Below are 19,724 nucleotides of genomic sequence, written 5' to 3'. Positions count from 1 at the left end.
CAGGAGCGCGGGCACGGCACGGCCGCGCGGGTACGGGCTCCGGGGGTGGACGAGCGCCCGCTCGTCTCCCGTACCGGCGCACGACCTCCCTCAGCCGCGAGGCTGGTCGCCCGACGCCAGGCGGAAGTCCATCCGGCCGAAGCCCACCATGTCACCGTCGCGCACCACGACCGTTTCCGTGACGCGGCGGCCGTTGACGGTCGTGCCGTTCGTCGAGCCCAGGTCGCGCAGGATCCACACCCCGCCCTGCATGCTCAGCTCGGCGTGGACGCGTGAGACCGTCTCGTGGCTCAGCCGCAGCCCGTTCATCGGATCGCGGCCGATCCTCAGCGGGTACGGCCCCGGCTGCGGCAGCAGCAGCTTCGGCAGCCGTTCGACCTGCCACGCCCTGCGCAGCCGTATCGAGAACGCCGAGACCCGGCTCACCGTCCCGAACAGCTTCCGCGACCACGGGCTCTCGGTCTCCAAGTCGGCCGTGAGCGCCTTCAGTTCGTCGGCGCCCCGGGCAGCGAGGACCAGATCCGTCCGGCGCAGGAACGTGTCGTGCGACAGCCGGCCCAGCGCCGCGCCTTCCCTGAGCACCGCGAGTACGCGGTCGCGCTCGGCGTCGGACAGCCGCGCGGGATACGTCTGGAACTCGAAGGAGGACGTCACCCCGTGATTGTCGGGCCGACGCCCCCGGGGTGTCCAGACGGTACCGGCGACACACCGCATCCGGCCCAGCGCTGACCTGCGCCGGAGGGAACCTGCGCCGGATTCGCCGCGATCACCCGCCCTCCGGCCGTCTGTCTTGCCACCATGTGGGGACAGTAGTGGTGACAGGCGGGTACAAGCAGGTACTGGCCGGTACGGCGACGAGGGGGAACAGCCCGTGCAGTTCGAGGTGTGGGCACCGCAGGCGCAGGACCGGGTCGTCCTCCGGGTCGGGGACGACGACGTCCCGATGGAGCGCGACCCCGAGCGCGAGGACTGGTGGATCGCCCAGGCACCCGCCGCCGACGGGAGCCGCTACGGCTTCGCGCTCGACGGCGGCCCCGTCCTGCCCGACCCCCGTTCTCGCCGCCAGCCCGACGGCCCGGACGGGCTGAGCGCGGTCGTGGACCAGACCGCGTACGAGTGGCGGACGGAGTGGTCCGGCGTGGCGCTGCCGGGTGCTGTCCTGTACGAGATGCACGTGGGGACGTTCACCGGCGAGGGCACCTTCGACGCGGCGGCGGAGCAGCTCGCCCCGCTCGCCGAACTGGGCGTGACCCACGTCGAGTTGATGCCGGTGTGCCCGTTCCCAGGGGTGCACGGGTGGGGGTACGAGGGGGTGTCGCTGTGGGCGGTGCACGAGCCGTACGGCGGCCCCGAGGGGCTCAAGCGTTTTGTGGACGCCGCGCACGCTCTCGGCCTGGGGGTCGTCCTGGACGTGGTGCACAACCACCTGGGCCCGGCGGGCAACTACCTGCCCCAGTTCGGCCCGTACTTCACGGACACCCATCACACCCCGTGGGGCGCGGCGGTCAACCTCGACGCTCCCGGTTCCGACGAGGTCCGCGCGTACCTGCTGGAGAGTGCCCTGGCCTGGCTGCGCGACTTCCGGCTGGACGGGCTGCGCCTCGACGCGGTGCACGCGCTGGCCGACCACCGCGCGCTGACGTTCCTGGAGGAGCTGTCCACCGCCGTCGACGGGCTCTCCGGCGGCCTCGGCCGCCCGCTCTTCCTGATCGCGGAGTCCGACCTGGCGGATCCCCGTACCACCACCCCCCGTACGCAGGGCGGACTGGGCCTGCACGCCCAGTGGAACGACGACTTCCACCACGCGCTGCACACCGCGCTCACCGGTGAGGGCCAGGGCTATTACGCCGACTTCGCCCGCGCGCCGCTCGCCGCGATCGCCAAGACGCTGACGCGGGTCTTCTTCCACGACGGTACGTATTCGAGCTTCCGGGGCCGTGCGCACGGCCGTCCCGTCGACGTCACGCGAACCCCGGCCCACCGCTTCCTCGGGTACGCGCAGACCCACGACCAGATCGGCAACCGCGCCCTCGGCGACCGGCTCTCCGCCACGCTCTCCCCCGGACTGCTGGCGTGCGCCGCCGCGTTGGTGCTGACGGGCCCGCACACCCCCATGCTCTTCATGGGCGAGGAGTGGGGGGCGAGCACTCCGTGGCAGTTCTTCACGGACCACCCGGACCCGGTCCTGGCCGAGGCCGTACGCAAGGGCAGGCGGCGGGAGTTCGGGGCGCACGGCTGGGCGGAGGAGGACATCCCGGACCCACAGGACCCGGCCACCTGGGCCCGTTCCTGCCTGGACCGCACGGAGTGGGCCAAGGAGCCGCACGCCCGACTGCTGGCCTGGCACCGCGACTTGATCGCCCTGCGCCGCGGCCAGCCGGACCTGGCTGACCCGAACCTGGCGTCGGTGAAGGTCGCGTACGACGAGGAGGCCCGCTGGCTCGCGTACCGCCGGGGCGATCTGCGCATCGCGGTGAACCTCTCCCGCGAGGCGGCGGAGATCCCCCTGGGCGGCGCGGGCCCGTCCCGGGTCCTGGCGGCGTGGACCCCGGTCGACCCACCGGGCACGGACGGCGTGCTGCACCTGCCCGCGGAGTCGTGCGTGATCCTGGCGGGCGGCTGACCCTCCATCCGGGGCGGGCTACAACTTCGCGTGGAGTCCGGCAAGAGCCCGATCGCAAGCAAGCAGCGAGGGAGCTGAGCAAGTGAACAGTGCCGACCTGACAGGTGCGGTCTGGCGCAAGAGCAACCGCAGCAACGGTGACGCAAACTGCGTCGAGGTCGCGTTCCTGGACAACGGGCGGGTCGCTCTGCGCGACACCAAGGACCAGGGCAACGGCCGAGCCTTCACCGTCGCTTCCGGGAAGTGGGCCGCGTTCACGGGCAGCCTGGCGGACGCCGGATTCACCGGGCTGTAGGGCGACCGCACACGCAGCGCCGATAGGAGCGCCCAGCCGAACCGCTGGCCGGGCGCTCCGCGCTACTCCACCAACGCCATTTCCCTCGACGTGTTGTTGAAGCGGCGGGCGCCGTCCTCCGTCACCGTGACGATGTCCTCGATACGGACGCCGAAGCGGCCCGGGAGGTAGACGCCGGGCTCGATGGAGAAGCACATGCCGGGGACCATCGGGCGTTCCTCACCCTCGATCATGTACGGGGGCTCGTGGGTCGTGACGCCGATGCCGTGGCCGGTGCGGTGGATGAAGTACGGGCCGTACCCCGCCGCGTCGATGACCGCGCGGGCGGCCCGGTCGACCTCCTGGCAGGCGACCCCCGGGCGCACCGCCTCGAACCCGGCCTGCTGCGCCTCGCGGACCAGGTCGTGGACGGCCCGTTCCTCGGCGGTCGGCTCGCCGACGTGGACGGTACGGGTGGTGTCGGAGCCGTAACCGTGCTTGAGACCGCCGAAGTCGAGGACCACCATGTCGCCCCGCTCGATGACGCGGGTGCCGGCCTCGTGGTGCGGGTTCGCGCCGTTGGGGCCCGAGCCGACCACCGTGAAGTCGACCTGCGAGTGACCGTGCCGTAGGAGCAGCGCGGCCAGGTCGGCGGCCACCTCCGTCTCCCGGCGCCCGGCGAACCGTACGCCGAGGATGTCCCCGTACGCCGCGTCGGCGGCGGCGCCGGCCGCTTCTGCCCTGGCCAGTTCCCGGGCGTCCTTGACGGCGCGCAGCATGGGCAGCGCCTCGGTCAGCGCGACGTACGAGGTGCCGGGCAGCGCGCGCTGGAACGCGAGCAGATGCATGGCCCAGGCGTTGTCACTGACGCCGAACCGTCCCGCCGGGTCGAGCAGGGGCGCGGCGAGCGCGTACGGGTCCTTGCCGTCGGTCCAGTCGCGCAGGGCGAGCGCGGGCGCGCCCGGCGCGCGCTCCGCGTCCCCCGCCTCCAGGGCCGGCACGACGAGCACGGGGTCCTGCCCGGCGGCGAGGACAAGCAGCGTCAGGCGCTCGGTGTCGGCGCTGGGGCGGTAGCCGGTGAGGTACGTGAGGTCGGGCCCCGGGGCGACGAGCAGGCCCGCCAGCCCTTCATCGACGGCGGACGAGACGGCACGGGCCATCCGGGCGCGGTAGTCGTCGGCGGTGAAGGGTTCGAGAGCGGGGTCTTCGGTGGGGATGGCCATGCCCTCATCCTGCCGGGCGAGGAGGCCGGGTGCGAGCCCCGGGTGGGAAGCGGGCCGGGGGCCAGGGGGCCGGGGGGCCGAAGGGGAGCCTCGTCAGGTTTGTCCTGGCGGGGCTTCTGTGTGGGAGGGGCGGCTGGGGCCGGTGGGTGTTCGGGTCGGGACGGTAGAGATTGCTTGGCTGGTGTGGGTGCGGGGTTGAGCGAGGCATACGTGGCGGGTGGTCTGTCGGCTCAGCCGCCGTTGTGGCTGGCTTTCTGTGGTTGCTGCCGACAAGGGCGAGGGGGTTGTGCCAGGGGGCGAGAGCCTTTGGCCGGAGGCCTGTATGGGGGGCTGGGGATCCAGAGCCTTGGGTCGGGAAGCCGGGAAGCCCATCTCTCGCCGAATGGTGTCCCGGGTCGAGGGGGCAGCGCCCGTGTGCGGTCGATGGGCGATGGCGTCGGACGGGGCCGGTGCTGTCCGTGGGCGAATAAGTGGGGTCTCCTGGGCTACCGCTCAGCGGTACCCGGGGCAACCTCCAGGGCCGGCCTGCTCAGGACATCCTGGGGCAACCGCCCAGGCCGCCCCGAGCACCGTGCGAGGCCGACCGCCCGGGGCCCACCCGGCGCAAACGTCTGAGGCCCCCAGGGGGGCACCGTGGCGGCCGCTCGGTCGTGTGTCAGCTCGGCAGCGTCCACTGCTGGTTCGGCGCGCCGAAGCAGTCCCAGATCTGGAGGCGGGTCAGGTTCGCCGAGCTGTTGCCCGTCGCGTCCAGGCACTTGCCGGACTGGGGGTTCACCACCTGGCCGTTCCCCTGCCGCTGCCACTTCTGCGCGCCGCTGCCGTTGCAGGTCCACAGCTGGACCTGGGCGCCGTTCGCCGTGGAGCCCGCCGAGACGTCCAGGCACTTCCCGAGCGCGCGCAGGGTGCCGTCCGTCGCGACGGTCCAGTTCTGGGCGGTGGTGCCGTTGCAGTCGTAGAGCTGTACGGCGGTGCCGTCCGCCGTACTCGCCGCGTTGACGTCCACGCACTTGCCGCCGAAGCCTCGGATCGGTCCTGTCGCCCCCGTGGGGGTCCCGCCACCGCCACCCCCGGACAGCACCTCCAGGGTCACGTTGAAGTGCCCCGGGTCGGGCGAGATCGCGCCGATCCTCCGGAACGCGCCGTCCGACAGGTCGATGCAGAAGGGCGCCCCGGCCGTGGACGCGAACGAACCCCGGTCGTTGATCCGGACCGTCACGGAGGCGTTGTTGGCGACGTTGGTGACCTTGACCATCGTGCCGAAGGGCAGCTGGGGGTCGAGGGTCAGCGACGTGGCGGCCGTCAGTGCGTTCATGTCGAAGATCTCGCCGCTCGCGGTGAACGAGCCGGGGGGTATCTCCGCGCCGTAGTGCGTGGCCCAGCAGGTCGCGGCGGCGACCGCCGTACCAGATGCTGAGCCCGCCTTCGTGGGCGCCGCCGCGGCCGGCGCGGTGCTGGCGACGGCCGGCCCGCACACCACCAGCAGGGACACGAGCACGCCCGCGACGCGGCGGACCGTACGGGCGGGGCCGGTTCTTCCGCCACGAGTGAATCTCAACATGCGCATGCCAATCACTACCTCTCGCTCGACTCCGGAACCGTGGGGGTGGAGTCATGTTCTGAGACACGTGGTGCGTGCCGAGTTGATCTTGCACACATGACATGCTCACGAAACACACCGAGCGGTAAAGCGCTTGAGAATTCACGCACCGGCCGCCTGGACGGCACAGGTACGGCGGGTCGTCAGTTCCTGGTGGAACGTTCCCCGTTCCGGGGTTGCCGGTCGGGCGTGATGTCCGCGGCCAGCGTGGAGAGCAGCGCCAGGGACTGTTCCGTACTGCTGCCGGGTTCGGCGTGATAGATGACGAGAGTGAGTCCGTCGGTGCCGTTGACCGCGAACTTGTCGTAGGCGAGTTCGAGTTCGCCGACCGCCGGGTGACGCATGTGGTGGGTGCCTCCGCCCGACAGCGGGCGGACGTCGTGCCGGGACCAGATGCGGGCGAACGCGGGGCTCTTCACCGCGAGTTCACCGACCAGTGCCATCAGGCGCGGGTCCTCGACCTCGGGTCCGACCGTGGACCGCAGGCCCGCGATGAGGGTCTCCACCTTGACTTCCCAGTCCGGTATGAGTGCGTGCATGGCGGGGTCGAGGATCGTGGCCCTCAACAGGTTCGTACCAGGGGTGAAGACGGGCGACAGCGCCCGGGCAATGGCGTTGGAAGCCATGATGTCCAGGTGGGGGCCCTGTACGAAGGCGGGGGTCCCCTGCCAGGAATCGATGAGCTGGAGCATGCTCGGGCGTACCCGTTCGGGGCGGCGCGGCACGCGCGGCCTCACCGGGGCCGGCGTGGCGAGCTGGTGCAGATGGGTACGGGCGTCGTCGTCCAGGTTCAGGGCCCGGGCCACCGCGTCCAGGACCTGGGCGGACGGATTCTGGTCCCGGCCCTGTTCGAGCCGGGTGTAGTACTCCGTACTGATCCCCGCGAGCATCGCCAGCTCGTCCCTGCGCAGACCGGGCACGCGGCGGCGCCCGCTGTCGCGCAGCCCCACCTGCTCGGGGCGGACCTGATCGCGCCGGGCCCGGAGGAAGTCGCCGATCTGGTTTCCGGTCATGAATCCACCGTAAAGCCGATTCCCCACGGCTTGGGTGTCCCTGCTGGGGAGGGGTCTCCACAGGGGAATCGCTACCCGTCCCCGCGCGGCGAAGACTCTTCCCGGGGCGGCGGAATGCCACCCGGTTCACCCGAGAAGAGGATTCCCATGACTGCGCGTACGTGGTTCATCACCGGTGTCAACAGCGGCTTCGGCCGTGAGATGACCGAGCAGCTCCTGCGGCGCGGCGATCGTGTCGCGGGTACCGTGCGCAAGCTCGACGCCGTCGCGGACCTGAAGGACACATACGGAGACCGTTTCTTGGTCGCCCACCTGGACGTGACCGACACAGCGGAGATCAAGACCGTCGTCGACAAGGCGTTCGCCGAGCTGGGCACGGTCGATGTCGTGGTCAACAACGCCGGATACGGTCTGTTCGGCGCGGCCGAGGAGCTCACCGACGCCCAGATCGACCACATCATCGCCACCAACCTGACGGGCTCCATCCACGTCACCCGCGCGGCACTGCCGCACCTGCGCGCCCAGCAGGGGGGCCGGATCATCCAGATCTCGACCTTCGGCGGCCAGGCCGCGTTCCCGGGCGCCTCGATGTACCACGCCACCAAATGGGCCGTCGAAGGCTTCACCGAGGCCGTCGCACACGAGGTCGCCGGCTTCGGCATCGGAGTGACGATCATCGAGCCCGGCGGTGCCCGCACCCAGTTCCGTTACGGCTCCGCCCAGCTGGGCCCGGCGCTGGACGCCTACGCCGACACCCTCGTCGCCGCGGTCCGCGCCATGCTCGAAAGCGGTACGGCCCTGCCGCCCGGCGACCCGGCCAGGATGGCCTCGGTCATCATCGCCAGCACGGACCAGAACCCGGCCCCCTTGCGTATCGCGCTGGGCACGGATTCCTTCGGCATCATCCGCACGTCCCTCACCGACCGCCTGGCCGCCCTGGAGGCACAGCAGGACGTGGCCACGTCGACGGACTTCCCGGCCGGCGAGTAGCCGCCACGACCCCGGCGGCCGGCAGCCGGCCCCCGCGACCATGGCGGCCGGCAGGCAGCCTGCGCCACCCGGGGCAGGCCCCCGGCCGGTCAGCGGGGATCAGCCCGGCGGGTCCTGCGCCACCAACCGCTCCAACAACGCCTCGAAATCGTCGCCCACGACGATCCGCAGGCCCTCGCCGTCCTCGTCCTCCTCGCTGAGCTGCGTGAGCGTGCCGCCGCGCCACCAGTAGACGTACGGGCTGATCGCACCCGGCGTGTCCTCGAACCCCGACGCGGCGAACGACGCCATCGCGTTGAGCGTCGGGATCATCGTGGCGTCGCGGATGACGTGGAAGGCGAGCTGGTGACGGAAGGGCATCGCGACCAGCGCGCCGTCCAGGCCGATCTGCCGGCCGGTGACCCGCTGGACGACCGAGTCCAGCGCGAGGACGCGGCTGGCCGTGTAGAACGAGTCGCCGAGGACCACCTCGAAGCGCATCCCGTCCGCGTCCTTGACCGTCTCGCGCTTCTCCACCGGCAGCTCGCGCAGATTGCGCAGCGCCCGCTCCCGCAGCCGCGCGACCTCCCCCAGCGGCTCCAGCGCCTCGTCCGTGAGCATCATGACGCTCTCGGGCAGGTCCAGGGCCAGCACCTCGTACAGCCCGGGGGCGACGGAACGCGCGTAGGCGAACGTCTGCGGGTCCAGGCCCTCGGCGCTGATGACCCGGGGGTAGAGCTGGGCGCGGATCTGGTCGGGCGGCAGGGTGTCGAGGGCGGAGGGGCCGTCCATCGTACGGAGGACCATCCCGGCGTGCTGGCGGGCCAGTTCGCCCCAGACACGCGGGCCCCGGTCGTCGTTGTGGCACACGGCGGCGAGGTTGCCGAGGCCGAACTGACGGCCGGAACTGTCCGTCACCACGTCCACATAGACCGTGACCTCCAGGCCGTGCTCCGCGAAGGCCTCACGCACCTGGCCACGGAACAGCGCCCCTTCGTCGACCGAGAAGAAGGAGAACGCCGGGTCGCGCGGCGTGTCCCGTCCGTCACGCCTAGGCCCTCGTCGGAAGAACCCCACACCATCGCCTCCACCCGTGTCGGCCATGCCCGGCATGACCGCCATGACCGCCGTACCGCCCGCCGCCGGGCGGGATCGCCGTCCCGCAGATCATCGGCCTTCCGGCGATCGTCCAAACTACGAGCCTAGGCCCTGTCCGGCCGAACTCCGAGGACGGCCCCTAGTCGTCCCCCAGACCGACGACCAGATCCGCGCGCCCCCGGCCCCGCGCCACCAGACGCGCGTTGGCCTCGTCGGAGTCCCTGACCCAGCGCTCCGCGTACCCGCGCTCCTTGCCGAAGCGGACATGCCGCTCCACCAGCCGTCGTACGCGCACCTCAGGGTCCAGGTCCAGGAACCACACCTCGTCCAGAAGGGGGCGGACCGCCGCCCACGGGCCTTCGTCGTGCAGCAGATAGTTGCCCTCGGTGACGACGAGCGGAGTCTCCGGCGGTACGGGGAGGCTCCCCGCGACCGGCTCCTCCAGGGACCGGTCGAAGGCGGGCGCGTACACGACGGCGCCGGGTTCCGGGGTACGCAGCCGGGCGAGCAGGGCCGCGTAACCGGTGGCATCGAAGGTGTCGGGGGCGCCCTTGCGGTCCGCGCGGCCGAGGCGCTCCAGTTCCGCCCCCGCCAGGTGGAAGCCGTCCATGGGGACGAGCACGGCGAGCCCGCCCAGGCGCTCGACCAGGAGGGCGGCGAGGGTGGACTTGCCGACGCCGGGCGGCCCGGCGATCCCGAGGAGGCGCCGGTGGCCGGGGACGGCGAGGCGGCGGGCGCGGGCAGTAAGGGCGGGCACGTCCATGGGGGCATTCTCCCACCCTTGCCGAGCCCGCATCATACGTATAACGTACCCACGCATGTCACACATCGCCCTGGTCACCCTGGTCGTCGCCGACTACGACGAGGCCCTCGCCTTCTACACGGACAAACTCGGCTTCGAGCTGGTCGAGGACACCGACAGGGGCGACGGCTCCCGCTGGGTCGTGGTCCGCCCGGCCGGCGCGGGAGCGGGCGCGGCCTCCCTCCTCCTGGCCCGCGCGGCCGACGACACACAGCGCGCGAGCGTCGGCGCGCAGACCGGCGGCCGGGTCGGCTTCTTCCTCCACACGGAGGACTTCGCACGCGACCACACAAAGATGCTGGCGTCCGGCGTCCACTTCCTGGAGGAACCCCGCCACGAACCGTACGGCTCGGTAGCGGTCTTCGAGGACCTGTACGGCAACCGCTGGGACCTGCTCCAGCCCGCGTGAACCGCCAGAACGCGCGAAGCCGCTCATCCCACACGCAACAAGCCCTCACCTCACACCGCCCGCCCCCCACGACCAAGGGGTTTCTGACCGCAACCACAGAAAGCCGGCCACAACGGCGGTCGCGCCGACAGACCACCCGCCACGTGTGCCTCGCTCAGCCCCGCACCCACACCAGCCCAGATATCTGCGGTTAAGACCCCCGCCGAACACAGGACCCCGGACACCAACCCCCGCCCAACCCTCAGCCGGGGTCTTCTCCCCGTAGCGCTCTCCTCCCGCCGCGAATTGAAGTAGACATTGGCGAGCACACAGCACGCGCACGCACAGCAGACACAGGAGAGCCGGCGCATGAGCCTGGCACAGCTGCACTACACCTCCGTTCCGGCGGAATCCGGTGGTTCGGGCGTCCGGTTCGCGGCCGTCACCGACGGGATCGGCCGGGGGCTTCTCGAAGAGGCCGGGCGACTGCTCGGGTACGAGCCTCCGCAGGACGCCCCCGCCCGCCCCACGGACGCCGAACTCGCCGACTTCCCGCAGGCGTTCAGCCACAGCGCGCTCTCCGACGGCGGCCGGCTGCTGGCCCGTGCCGTCTGCGTCGGAGCCGAACCCGGTGGGCGCAGAAGCGCCTTCCACACCCATGCCGTGCTCCTGCCGCCCGGCGAGGGGCTGCCCGACGGCGCACTGCCCATCACCGCCTGGAACTCGCCGCACTGGGCCGCCACCACACCGGAGAGTGGTGTGCCGGATCCGCTGGACTCCCTGCCCGCCTCGGGTCTCTTCTACCGTGAAGGACTCATCGGCTTCGCCGCCTCCCGCACGCCCTGGCTGGCAGGGTTCTTCGCCGGGCTGCGCGCCGTCGCCGAGGACAAGGAGGACCAGGAGAGCGACTCAACGCAACAGATCGTGTTGGTAGAGCGCCGCAGCGCCGACGTCGCACAGTGGATCGCGCTGGCCGGCCACGTCCTGCCCGCCGCCAGCGCCTCCCGGCTGACCTTTACCACGTACACCCGCCGCCCCCATGACGCCCGGCAGCGAATCCTCGGTGTCCTGCCCGCCGACGCGCGGGGTCTCGCCGAACTGCCCCACCGCTTCCGTGTACTCGACTGCACCGAGGGGGCCCATGAGGACGCGAACGGCTCGCGCGACAGCTGGGCCGAGACCGCCGCGCGCCTGTGGCTGGCCGGAATGCCCGAGCTGTTCAAGGAGGCCGCCGCCCTGCCCGGAGGCCGGTTCCACCCGGGCGCCCTGGCCGCCGTCGCCCTGCGCGCCAACATCGACCCGGGGTCCAACGCCCGTGCCGAAGCTGCCGATTGGGCGCGGAATCACGCGCGCGCCCTGGACGACGAGCAGATACGGATGCTCGTCGGCGCACTGTGTGCGCCGAACGGGACAGGCCGTACAACAGCCGAGACCCAGGCCCTCGCCGACCTCTTCGCCGCCCTCGCGGGCCGCTCGCCGGACACCGTGACCGCGCCCCTCGCCGCGCTGGTCCTGACCGAGGCAGTCCGCGCCACCGCCACCGCCGACACAGAAGCCAACCACCACTCCGACCCCACCCCCGCCCCCGACTCCGCACCCCGCGAACTCCCGGCCCTCCCCGAGCTACAACTCCGTTCCCTCTCCCCGGAGTTCAAACAGCGGCTAGGCGTCGAGCTGGCCTTCGAACTGCGCGCCGGCATCTCCGCCGACCTCTCCGGGACCGGCCCGGACACCTCACGCCCCGTCATCCTGCTCCGCATCGCGGGCATCCTCGGGGTGGACTGTACGGAGCTGCTGCCCGACCTCGCCGACCGGCTCGCCGCCGCGCTGCTCGCCGAACCGGAGAGCGCGTACACCCCCGCCGTACAGACCGCGCTGGAGGACCACTTCGAGCTGCGCGTCGCGCTGTTGAGCGCCCTGGACCGGCTCGCCGCCGCCGATCCGTCCGCCGCCACCCGGCTGCTGAACCGAACCACCCTCTCCCTCCAGGGAGTTCAGTCACTGCCGCATCTGCGGATGTGCGCCGAGGCGCCCGCCCCGTGGTCCGTGACCGGGCTGACCGAGAGCGGCGGCGAACAGGACCGTGTCGCCGACCTCGCGGGTGTCCTTCGGGCCGCCGGTGTCTCGCCGTTCGCCGAACCGCTCGTCCTGCGCACGGCCGTACGGCTGGTGTGGGCGGACGGTACGCCCACGGCGGGCGAGGCGCGGCGGATGCTCGGCGAGACCGGTTCCGACGCCCACCGCTCGGCGGGCACGTGGACCACCCTCGTCGCCGCCGCGCTCGGCGGCCCCGGGGACGATCCAGACGCCCCCGACCTCGCACACGACCTGCTGCGCAGTTTCCCCGAGAAGCTGGAACCACGGGTGCGCTCGGCCCTGTTGCTCCTGGAGTTCGCCGGGGCCCTCCGGGCCGGACGGGCCCACACCGGCTGGATCGTGCGGGCGCGTCTGCTGCGCGCCGACGCCGAGCCGGTCGAACAAGGCGTCCTGGAACAGACGTTGAGCGCCCTCGCCCGCCAACTCCTCTCCGAGGAGCGGCCGAACGGCGAGTTGTACGACCTGATCCACGGCGGCGACGCGGATGTCCTCGCCGCGTACGACCGGGCCGCCCGCGAGGACACGACGCGCGAGCGGCTGCGTACCGTACCGGCGTACACGGCCGACTGCTTCATCGCGTGGAGTTCGTTCCCAGGGGCGAACCCGGCCTGGGACCGGACCCGTACCGCCCTGCTCGACAAGGTGCTGCGACCCGTCGTACGGTCCCTGCCCGCCGGGGATCTCGCGGCCGTGGAGGAGAGTTTCGGCCGGGCGGGACAGCATCACACCGAGGAGTTCCGGGCCTGGAACCGGCCGGGAGCCCTCGGCAGGCTGGGCCTGGCCCTCAGGCGACGTACGGGCTGACCCGGCAACCGCACCAGAACCAACGCCAACGCCACCACCACCAACATCAGCAACTGGAAAGCCGGGCGGCCCGGAATTCGGCCCGCCCGGCTTCTCAGCCTCAGCTCTCGTCGGGCGTCAGCCGCAGCGAGATGCTGTTGATGCAGTAGCGCTGGTCCGTCGGCGTCCCGTAGCCCTCGCCCTCGAAGACGTGCCCCAGGTGCGAGCCGCAGCGCGCGCAGCGCACCTCGACCCGCGTCATGCCCATGGAGCGGTCCTCGATCAGCTCGACCGCGTCGCTGTCCTTCGGGTCGTAGAAGGACGGCCAGCCGCAGTGCGACTCGAACTTCGTGTCGGAGCGGAACAGCTCGGCGCTACAGGCGCGACACGAGTAGACGCCGGTCGTCTTCGTGTCCGTGTACTCGCCGACAAAAGCGGGCTCGGTGCCGGCCTTGCGGAGCACCTTGTACTCCGCGGGGGACAGCTCCGCGCGCCACTGCTCGTCCGGCTTCTCGATGTCGTACGCCATTGCGCACACTCTCCCTCGGTCGGACCGTCTCGGCCGCAGCCTCGATCGGACAGGTCTCCGCTGTGGGCGGACCTACGCGGACAGGCGGGCCAGGATCAGCGGACCGAGGTCCGTGACGTCACCCGCGCCCATGGTGAGAACGAGATCACCGGGTCCCGCCATTCCCGCGACGAGATCGGGCACCGCGTCCTTGTCGTGCACGGCTGTGACCTGGGCTCCCGCGGCCGTCGCGGCGTCGATCACCAGTGCGCTGGTGATGCCGGGGACCGGGTCCTCGCGGGCCGGGTAGATGTCCAGGACGACCGAGGAGTCGGCCAGCGCGAGGGCCTGGCCCATCTCCGTGCCGAGCTCCTGCGTACGGGAGAAGAGGTGCGGCTGGAAGACGACCAGCAGGCGGGAGCCCGTGGGGGCCGCGTCGCGCATCGCCTCCAGGTCGGCGGTCATCTCGGTGGGGTGGTGCGCGTACGAGTCGACGACCTGGACTCCGGCGGCCTCGCCCTTGAGCTGGAGGCGGCGCTTGACGCCGGTGTACGTGCCGATCGCCGAGGCCAGGTTGTGGGCGGGGATGCCCAGCGCGACCCCCGCGGCCAGCGCGGCGACCGCGTTGAGGGCGTAGTGGCGGCCAGGGACCGACACCGCGAAGGTCAGGAAGCGGCCGTCGAGCACGACGGTCACCTCGCTGGTCAGCCCGCGCGCGGTGATCTTGTGGACCCGTACGTCCGCGGTCGCGGCCTCACCGTAGGTGACGACCTTGAGCGTGGAGAGGTCCCGTACCCGCGAGGCCAGCTCCACGGCGCCCGCCTGGTCGGCCGAGATCACCAGCGTGCCGCCCGGCACGATCTTGCCGGCGAAGGTCTCGAAGGACTCGTAGATCTCGTCCATCGACGCGTAGTTCGCGTGGTGGTCCAGCTCGACGTTGAGGACGATCGCGACCTCGGGGTCGTACTTCTGGAAGCTGCGGTCGCTTTCGTCCGCCTCGGCAACGAAGATCTCGCCCTCGCCGTGCCGGGCGTTCGTACCGGGGCCTTCGAGGTCGCCGCCGATCGCGTACGACGGGTCGAGGCCCAGCTCGGTGAGGGCGACGGCCAGCATGGAGGTCGTGGTGGTCTTGCCGTGGGTACCCGCGACGGCGATCGGCCGCAGCCCGCCCATCAGCGAGGCGAGCGCGTCCGAGCGGTGCATGACGGGCACGCCCAGCTCGCCCGCGCGCACCAGCTCGGGGTTGTCGGCGCGGATGGCGCTGGAGACGACCACGCACGAGGCGTCGTCGGCGAGATGCGCCGCCGCGTGCCCGATGTGCACGGTGGCCCCCAGCGCCCGCAGCGCCTGGGCGGTCTCCGACTCCTTCGCGTCACTGCCCGCGACCTTGGCCCCGCGCGCGGCGAGGATCTTGGCGATTCCCGACATTCCGGCGCCGCCGATGCCGATGAAGTGCGGCCGTTCCAGGGCGGTGGGGATGCCGGGTGCCGGTGCCATCTGTAGATCTCCCAAGGTGCTGGCGGGGCGTGTCACACGTTGCCTCGCGCGCCGTGCCGGCGCGCTCCGACAGCGCGCTGTCTCAGCACGCTGTGTGCCGCCCAGCCTATTCGCTGTGCGCGAAGAGTTTGAGCACCGGTACGCCGACCTTGTGGCGCGCCCTGGACGCCCAGTCGCGGTGGAAGAACTCCTCCACGTAGTGCGGCTCGGTCATGACGATCACTTCGTCCGCCCCCGACTCGTCGACGACGGCCTTGAGTCTGTCGAGCGGGTGTTCCGCGATGACCTCGCCCTTGGCCTCGGAGCCGTGCGCGCGCAGCGCCGCCAGCGAGTGGGCCAGTGCCTTCTCGGCCGGCAGCCGCGCCTCCTCGCCCTCCGGTTCCTCGCCCTCCTGGGTGGCTTCCCGCAGCTCCCCCACGGCGACGTCGTCGATGGCGCGCAGCAGCACGTCCGCCTGGTCACCGCGGGGCTGCATGAGCACGACGAACGCGGTGGCCTCGTCACCGTGGAGTGTGGTGACAAATTCCACGTCCTCGGGCGTCAGGGGCTTCTCGATCATCAATACGCTTGTGAACACGTCAGACGCCCTTCGTCTTCATGGGCCCGTCCGGCCCATTCCTGGGCCCGTATCGGCCCACTGCGGAAACCATCCTTCCCCGTGCGGACACGGGTACTGCGAGAGTAAGTCTGCCCAGCGGAAGCTAACCGGAACGACAAATTCCGGCGACGGTCGGGCCCGGTGGCGAGCGGTCCGGCCGTCAGGCGCGGCGGTAACGGCTGAACAGGAATCCGTCCTCCTCCAGGAGCGAGGCCAGGGCGAACCGTTCCGGTACGGCGAGGGCGGGTCCACCCGTGATGCGCTGCGCGTACCCGGAAGTGAGCGTCGGAGACAGGGTCAGGCAGAGTTCGTCCAGCACACCGGCCGTGACGAACTGCCCGAGCAGCCGTGGTCCGCCCTCCGCGAGCAGCCGCCGGAGACCGCGTCCGGCCAGCGTCCGTACGGCCCTGACAGGGTCCACGCCCGCCCCGTCGCCCGCGATCAGCACCTCGGCACCGGCCTTCCGCGCGGCCAGGATCCGGTCGGCGGGCGCGGCGGCGCCGGTGAGCACCAGCGTCGGTACGAGCGGCTCGGTGAAGAGGGGCAGCGAGAAGTCCAGGTCCAGGCTCGCGGTGACCACGGCGATGACGGGGGCGGGGCTCTGGCCGGCGGCGGCGCGCCGTGCGGCGAAGGCCTCCCGGGCGCGGGCCGGCCGGTACCCCTCCTGCCGAACCGTTTCCGCACCGACCACCACGGCGTCCGCGAGCGCCCGCAGCGTGCCGAAGATCCGCATGTCCGCGTCGGAGGAGAGCGCCTGCGAGAGGCCGTCGTGCTGGGCGGCGCCGTCGAGGGTGGACACCATGTTGGCCCGCAGCCACACACGGGCGTCCGCGCCCACGTCCCCGTCCACGTCCCCACCGGCGTCCGCGACCGGATGGGCGACCGGGTAGGCGTAGAGGTCGGCCAGCGCGTCGAGCGTCCACTCCGACTCGGCGTCCGTACGTGTCTGATCGGTCACAGGGAACAGGCGTCGCATGCCGAGCAGTCTGGCACGGCCCCCGTACCCTCCCCGGCACCACACCGGACGGCTGCCGTTACCCCTTGCGTCGAACCGGGCACGTTGCGCGGGCACCGCCGCGTCGGCGCGCGGCTGTCGTGGCAAGGAAGGCCAAGTACCGCGTCCGTACGTACAAAAGGGCAGGTGCGGGCGGGGTGACGGCGTAGCGTGCGCGTCTCGGCCCCCTCCCCGGCGATGGCGGAGTGGCCTCCTCCGAGATCCACAAAGAACAACGCCGAAAGGGCACCCACATGCGACTCGGTCGTACCCGTACGCGTATCCGCACCCGCACGCTCGCCGCTCTGGCCTTGGTGACCGCCACCGGCCTCTTCCTCACGGCGTGCAACTCCGATTCCGTCGCCGACGGTTCCGCGAGCAGCTCCAGCTCCAGTCCCAGCACGGGTGACGGCGCCGACCCGGGCACGGGTGAGGCTGCCGACCCCACCCCGACCGCCGACGCGGGCGACGACGCGAGCGACGACGCCAATGCCGCCGCCGGCAGTGGTACCGACAACGGTCCTGTCGACAATCCCGATGCCCCTGGTGCCGACGGCACGTTCAGTGGCGTACTGACCTACCTGGCGCCGGGCAAGTTGCTGGTCGGGGAACGTGCCTTCTGGGTCGCCGTGGACACCGAGATCGTCGGCGGCGACATCTGCGGAGATCCCGAGACCCCGGAAGCGGAGAAGTGCACCCCGGACGACCTGGACGCCGCTGCGAAGAACGGCAACCTGAACGTCGAGGTGACCATCACCAAGGGCATCGCCGAGCGGGTCCACCAGGCCTCGTAAACCGGGGGGCGGGCAGCCGCACCACGCGCGGGAACGGGGTCCCCGACCGGGGCGGGCGGCCCGGGGCTCACGGCCCGGTCACGCCCGCCCCGTGGTGTCGTGGCGGTGCCGCGGGCCGAGCACGCGCAACTCGTCCAGCACGGTGGTGCCACCCGGCGGAGGCGTGAAGATCCGCAGGCGCTGGTCCGCCGCGGGCGTCGCCAGCACCTCGCAGTCCAGGTCGATCCTGCCGAGGTCGGGATGGACGAGCCGGTACGGGTGCGACCTGCGCACGGCGACCTCGTGCCTGTCCCACAGCACCGCGAATTCCGGGCTCGCGGCCCGGAGCCGCGACACCAGCGACCGGGACGCCGCGTCGTTGCCGCGACGGGTCGTCGCGGCCCGCAGGTCGGCGACCAACTGCCGGGCCTGCTCCTCGTGTTCCTCGACGGCGAAGTGACCGCGGGCGCCGGGGTCGGTGAACCACCTCAGCACGATGTTGCGGTCCTCCGCGGCGACCGTGCACACGCACCCGAACAGCGCCAGCGCCAGGTCGTTCTGCGCAAGCAGATCGCCCAGATCGCTCACCACCTGCACGGGCACACCGTCCAGGCGGTCGAGGAGGTACCGCAGGCCCGGCCGCAGGTACTCCCCGGCCCGCGCGCTCTCCGGCGGGCGGTGCCCGGCGAGCAGGTACAGATGGTCCCGCTCGTCCTCGGTCAGCCGCAGCGCGCCCGTCAGCGCGGAGAGTACCTCGGTCGAAGGCCGGGGGCCGCGGGCCTGTTCGAGCCGCATGTAGTAGTCGGCGGACATGCTCGCGAGGATCGCCACCTCCTCGCGCCGAAGACCCGGGGTCCGCCGCCGCGGCCCTTCGACGAGCCCGACGTCACGCGGCGTCAGCCGCTCTCGCGACACGCGCAGGAAATCGGCGAGCTCGAGACGATTCGGTTCCATGTCCTTCCCAGGATATCCGTGCCGTCGCCGCCCATCCTGGGACCGCCGGTCCTAGGGCAGGCGCTCCGCTTCCGCGGTGCGGGCGGCGGCGGCACGATCGGCGCATGTCCGTCCCCCGCCTGCCCGACGAGAAGATCGGTGGTCGCATCATGATCGGTGGTCACACCATGAGGGAATCCGTACTGGAAATACCGGGCGCGCGACTGCGCTACGCCGTCCGCGGCGAGGGCCCCTTGCTCCTGCTCGTCGCCGGGGGCCACCACGGTGTCGACGCGAACGAACCGCTGGCGCGCCACCTCGCCGACCGGTACACCGTCCTGACCTACGACCGGCGCGGCCTGTGGGGGAGCACCACCGACGCCCCCGCGACGACGCTCGCCACACACGCCGACGACGTATCCCGCCTGCTCGCCGCCCTCACCCCGGAACCCGCACTCGTCTACGGCACCAGCCTCGGCGCCCTGATCTCGCTGGAGTTGACCGTCGGGCATCCCGGGCAGGTCGCGGCGGTCGTCGCGCACGAACCGCCCGTCACACGACTGCTGCCGGAACCCGCGCGCGCCCGCGCCCTCGGGCAGCTCCTCACCGTCGAGGAGATCTTCAGGGCGCGGGGCGCGGCCCCCGCGATGCGCAGGTTCGCGGCCGACATCGACATCGACCCCGCCGACTGCGAGCCGGACGTCCCGGCCCGCGCTCCGGGGCCCGGCCACCTGCGGAGCGCGGAGGTCCACCTGACGCACGACCTGCCGGCCATCAGGGCTCACGTACTCGACATGACCGCGCTCAAGGGATCACCCGCCCGCGTCGTGCCCGCCGCCGGTGAGAACTCGGGCCACGTCTGGCCGCACACGTGCGCCGCGATGCTCGCGGGCGAACTGGGAACGCCCCTGGAGACGTTCCCCGGCGGCCACAACGGCTACCTCTTCCGCCCGCGCGGAACCGCGGAACGGATCCGCGCGGTGCTCGGTTCCAGACCGTGAGACGACTCGCGAACGACCAGGGCGTATCCGCGAAGTGGGGCCTGGCTCAGGTCCCGCTACCGACCCAGGAGTGGGCGGGATCGGTGGAGTCGCGGTCCCACTGGACGACGTTCGCTCCGTTGTTGAGACTGGAGTGGTACGGCAGCAGACACTTGCCGCAGTCGACGTTCCTGAAGCGCACCGTGCTCAGCGGTACGGCGGCCGGCGCGAAGTCGAGGTTCTGGGTCATGTCGGGGACGGCGGTCAGGACCGACGGCCGCGACCACCTCTCTCCGGCCTCCGCACTAGACTTGGCCTCTGTGTCGACCTCCCCTCCCCCGTCCGGACGCCGTCCCGCGTCCGACGTGGTCCCGCTGTCCCTGTGCGCCCGTGAACCGCGCGTCCCCGCCGACCGGCTGGTCGCGGAGATGGTGCCGCCGCCGCGCTTCGACTCCGTACGTTTCGACACCTACGTGCCCGACCCGAAGCAGCCCAGCCAGGCCGAGGCCGTCACGGTCCTGAGCGCCTTCGCGGCGGGTCTCGGCGGCGGGGCGCACGCGTCGGGGAGCGGCGG

General features: G+C 71.9%; 18 protein-coding genes and 3 pseudogenes. 8 read left to right on the top strand and 13 right to left on the bottom strand.

The features are described from left to right. Positions 1-90 precede the first annotated feature (90 nt). A complete protein-coding gene (locus tag GT042_RS19105; RefSeq protein ID WP_161309934.1) occupies positions 91-654 on the bottom strand; it encodes an FHA domain-containing protein in 564 nt (187 codons plus the stop codon). 217 nt (positions 655-871) lie between these two features. Here GT042_RS19105 and treZ point away from each other — a divergent pair, with 217 nt between their 5' ends. Together treZ and GT042_RS19095 are read left to right on the top strand one after the other, a co-directional pair. Further along, a complete protein-coding gene (gene treZ, locus GT042_RS19100; protein WP_161309933.1) occupies positions 872-2,623 on the top strand; it encodes a malto-oligosyltrehalose trehalohydrolase in 1,752 nt (583 codons plus the stop codon). Positions 2,624-2,705: 82 nt separating this feature from the next. Further along, the gene (locus GT042_RS19095; protein WP_345943832.1) at positions 2,706-2,918 is read left to right on the top strand and encodes a DUF397 domain-containing protein; all 213 of its coding nucleotides are present in this window, start codon (positions 2,706-2,708) and stop codon (positions 2,916-2,918) included. 62 nt (positions 2,919-2,980) lie between these two features. Here the strand turns inward: GT042_RS19095 and GT042_RS19090 are convergent, their stop codons facing one another. The 4 genes and pseudogenes from GT042_RS19090 to GT042_RS19080 form a co-directional block, all read right to left on the bottom strand. Continuing rightward, entirely contained in the window at positions 2,981-4,120 is a 1,140-nt protein-coding gene (locus tag GT042_RS19090) for an aminopeptidase P family protein (protein ID WP_161309932.1), read from the bottom strand. Between the two features lie 655 nt (positions 4,121-4,775). Further along, positions 4,776-5,162, bottom strand: a pseudogene (locus tag GT042_RS39205) (lectin); the annotation flags it as partial. 57 nt (positions 5,163-5,219) lie between these two features. Further along, positions 5,220-5,678: pseudogene (locus GT042_RS39880) on the bottom strand (septal ring lytic transglycosylase RlpA family protein); the annotation flags it as partial. A 182-nt stretch (positions 5,679-5,860) separates the two neighbouring features. After that, positions 5,861-6,730: a helix-turn-helix transcriptional regulator gene (locus GT042_RS19080; protein WP_161309930.1), complete on the bottom strand. Its 870-nt coding sequence runs from the start codon at positions 6,728-6,730 to the stop codon at positions 5,861-5,863. Positions 6,731-6,877: 147 nt separating this feature from the next. Here GT042_RS19080 and GT042_RS19075 point away from each other — a divergent pair, with 147 nt between their 5' ends. Beyond that, the gene (locus tag GT042_RS19075; RefSeq protein WP_161309929.1) at positions 6,878-7,720 is read left to right on the top strand and encodes an SDR family oxidoreductase; all 843 of its coding nucleotides are present in this window, start codon (positions 6,878-6,880) and stop codon (positions 7,718-7,720) included. A gap of 99 nt (positions 7,721-7,819) precedes the next feature. Here GT042_RS19075 and GT042_RS19070 read toward each other — a convergent pair whose 3' ends face one another. Then, positions 7,820-8,776 carry a hypothetical protein gene (locus GT042_RS19070; RefSeq protein ID WP_161309928.1) on the bottom strand — a complete coding sequence of 319 codons (957 nt, stop codon included), beginning with the start codon at positions 8,774-8,776 and terminating at the stop codon, positions 7,820-7,822. A gap of 160 nt (positions 8,777-8,936) precedes the next feature. Then, entirely contained in the window at positions 8,937-9,560 is a 624-nt protein-coding gene (locus GT042_RS19065; protein ID WP_161309927.1) for a nucleoside/nucleotide kinase family protein, read from the bottom strand. Between the two features lie 55 nt (positions 9,561-9,615). On the opposite strand from GT042_RS19065, the gene GT042_RS19060 reads away from it, so the two are divergent. Further along, on the top strand, positions 9,616-10,008 hold the full coding sequence (locus GT042_RS19060) for a VOC family protein (protein WP_161309926.1): 393 nt from the start codon (positions 9,616-9,618) through the stop codon (positions 10,006-10,008). Between the two features lie 348 nt (positions 10,009-10,356). Continuing rightward, a complete protein-coding gene (locus GT042_RS19055) occupies positions 10,357-12,888 on the top strand; it encodes a GTPase-associated protein 1-related protein (protein ID WP_161309925.1) in 2,532 nt (843 codons plus the stop codon). A gap of 100 nt (positions 12,889-12,988) precedes the next feature. Here the strand turns inward: GT042_RS19055 and msrB are convergent, their stop codons facing one another. The 4 genes from msrB to GT042_RS19035 all read right to left on the bottom strand — a co-directional run bounded on the left by msrB (position 12,989) and on the right by GT042_RS19035 (position 16,446). Beyond that, a complete protein-coding gene (gene msrB / locus GT042_RS19050; RefSeq protein WP_161309924.1) occupies positions 12,989-13,396 on the bottom strand; it encodes a peptide-methionine (R)-S-oxide reductase MsrB in 408 nt (135 codons plus the stop codon). Positions 13,397-13,468: 72 nt separating this feature from the next. Further along, the gene (gene murC / locus GT042_RS19045) at positions 13,469-14,872 is read right to left on the bottom strand and encodes a UDP-N-acetylmuramate--L-alanine ligase (RefSeq protein ID WP_161309923.1); all 1,404 of its coding nucleotides are present in this window, start codon (positions 14,870-14,872) and stop codon (positions 13,469-13,471) included. 106 nt (positions 14,873-14,978) lie between these two features. After that, positions 14,979-15,449, bottom strand: a complete 471-nt coding sequence (locus tag GT042_RS19040; protein WP_161309922.1) for an indole-3-glycerol phosphate synthase — start codon at positions 15,447-15,449, stop codon at positions 14,979-14,981. 181 nt (positions 15,450-15,630) lie between these two features. Continuing rightward, the gene (locus GT042_RS19035; RefSeq protein WP_161309921.1) at positions 15,631-16,446 is read right to left on the bottom strand and encodes a pyrimidine reductase family protein; all 816 of its coding nucleotides are present in this window, start codon (positions 16,444-16,446) and stop codon (positions 15,631-15,633) included. A 272-nt stretch (positions 16,447-16,718) separates the two neighbouring features. On the opposite strand from GT042_RS19035, the gene GT042_RS19030 reads away from it, so the two are divergent. Further along, on the top strand, positions 16,719-17,258 hold the full coding sequence (locus GT042_RS19030) for a hypothetical protein (protein ID WP_161309920.1): 540 nt from the start codon (positions 16,719-16,721) through the stop codon (positions 17,256-17,258). Between the two features lie 78 nt (positions 17,259-17,336). Here GT042_RS19030 and GT042_RS19025 read toward each other — a convergent pair whose 3' ends face one another. After that, positions 17,337-18,191 carry a helix-turn-helix transcriptional regulator gene (locus GT042_RS19025; RefSeq protein ID WP_161309919.1) on the bottom strand — a complete coding sequence of 285 codons (855 nt, stop codon included), beginning with the start codon at positions 18,189-18,191 and terminating at the stop codon, positions 17,337-17,339. Between the two features lie 104 nt (positions 18,192-18,295). Between GT042_RS19025 and GT042_RS19020 the strand changes: the two genes are divergently transcribed. Next, on the top strand, positions 18,296-19,171 hold the full coding sequence (locus GT042_RS19020) for an alpha/beta hydrolase (RefSeq protein WP_237530938.1): 876 nt from the start codon (positions 18,296-18,298) through the stop codon (positions 19,169-19,171). 46 nt (positions 19,172-19,217) lie between these two features. Here the strand turns inward: GT042_RS19020 and GT042_RS19015 are convergent, their stop codons facing one another. Continuing rightward, the gene (locus GT042_RS19015) at positions 19,218-19,400 is read right to left on the bottom strand and encodes a hypothetical protein (RefSeq protein ID WP_161309918.1); all 183 of its coding nucleotides are present in this window, start codon (positions 19,398-19,400) and stop codon (positions 19,218-19,220) included. Positions 19,401-19,470: 70 nt separating this feature from the next. On the opposite strand from GT042_RS19015, the pseudogene GT042_RS19010 reads away from it, so the two are divergent. Beyond that, a pseudogene (locus GT042_RS19010) lies at positions 19,471-19,724 on the top strand (cell division protein ZapE); the annotation flags it as partial.

It is taken from the genome of Streptomyces sp. SID3212, from assembly GCF_009865405.1.
In the GTDB taxonomy this organism is placed as follows: Bacteria; Actinomycetota; Actinomycetes; order Streptomycetales; family Streptomycetaceae; genus Streptomyces.
The sequence above is the reverse complement of the archived record's forward strand: the minus strand, read 5'-3'. Positions and strand labels throughout refer to the sequence as shown.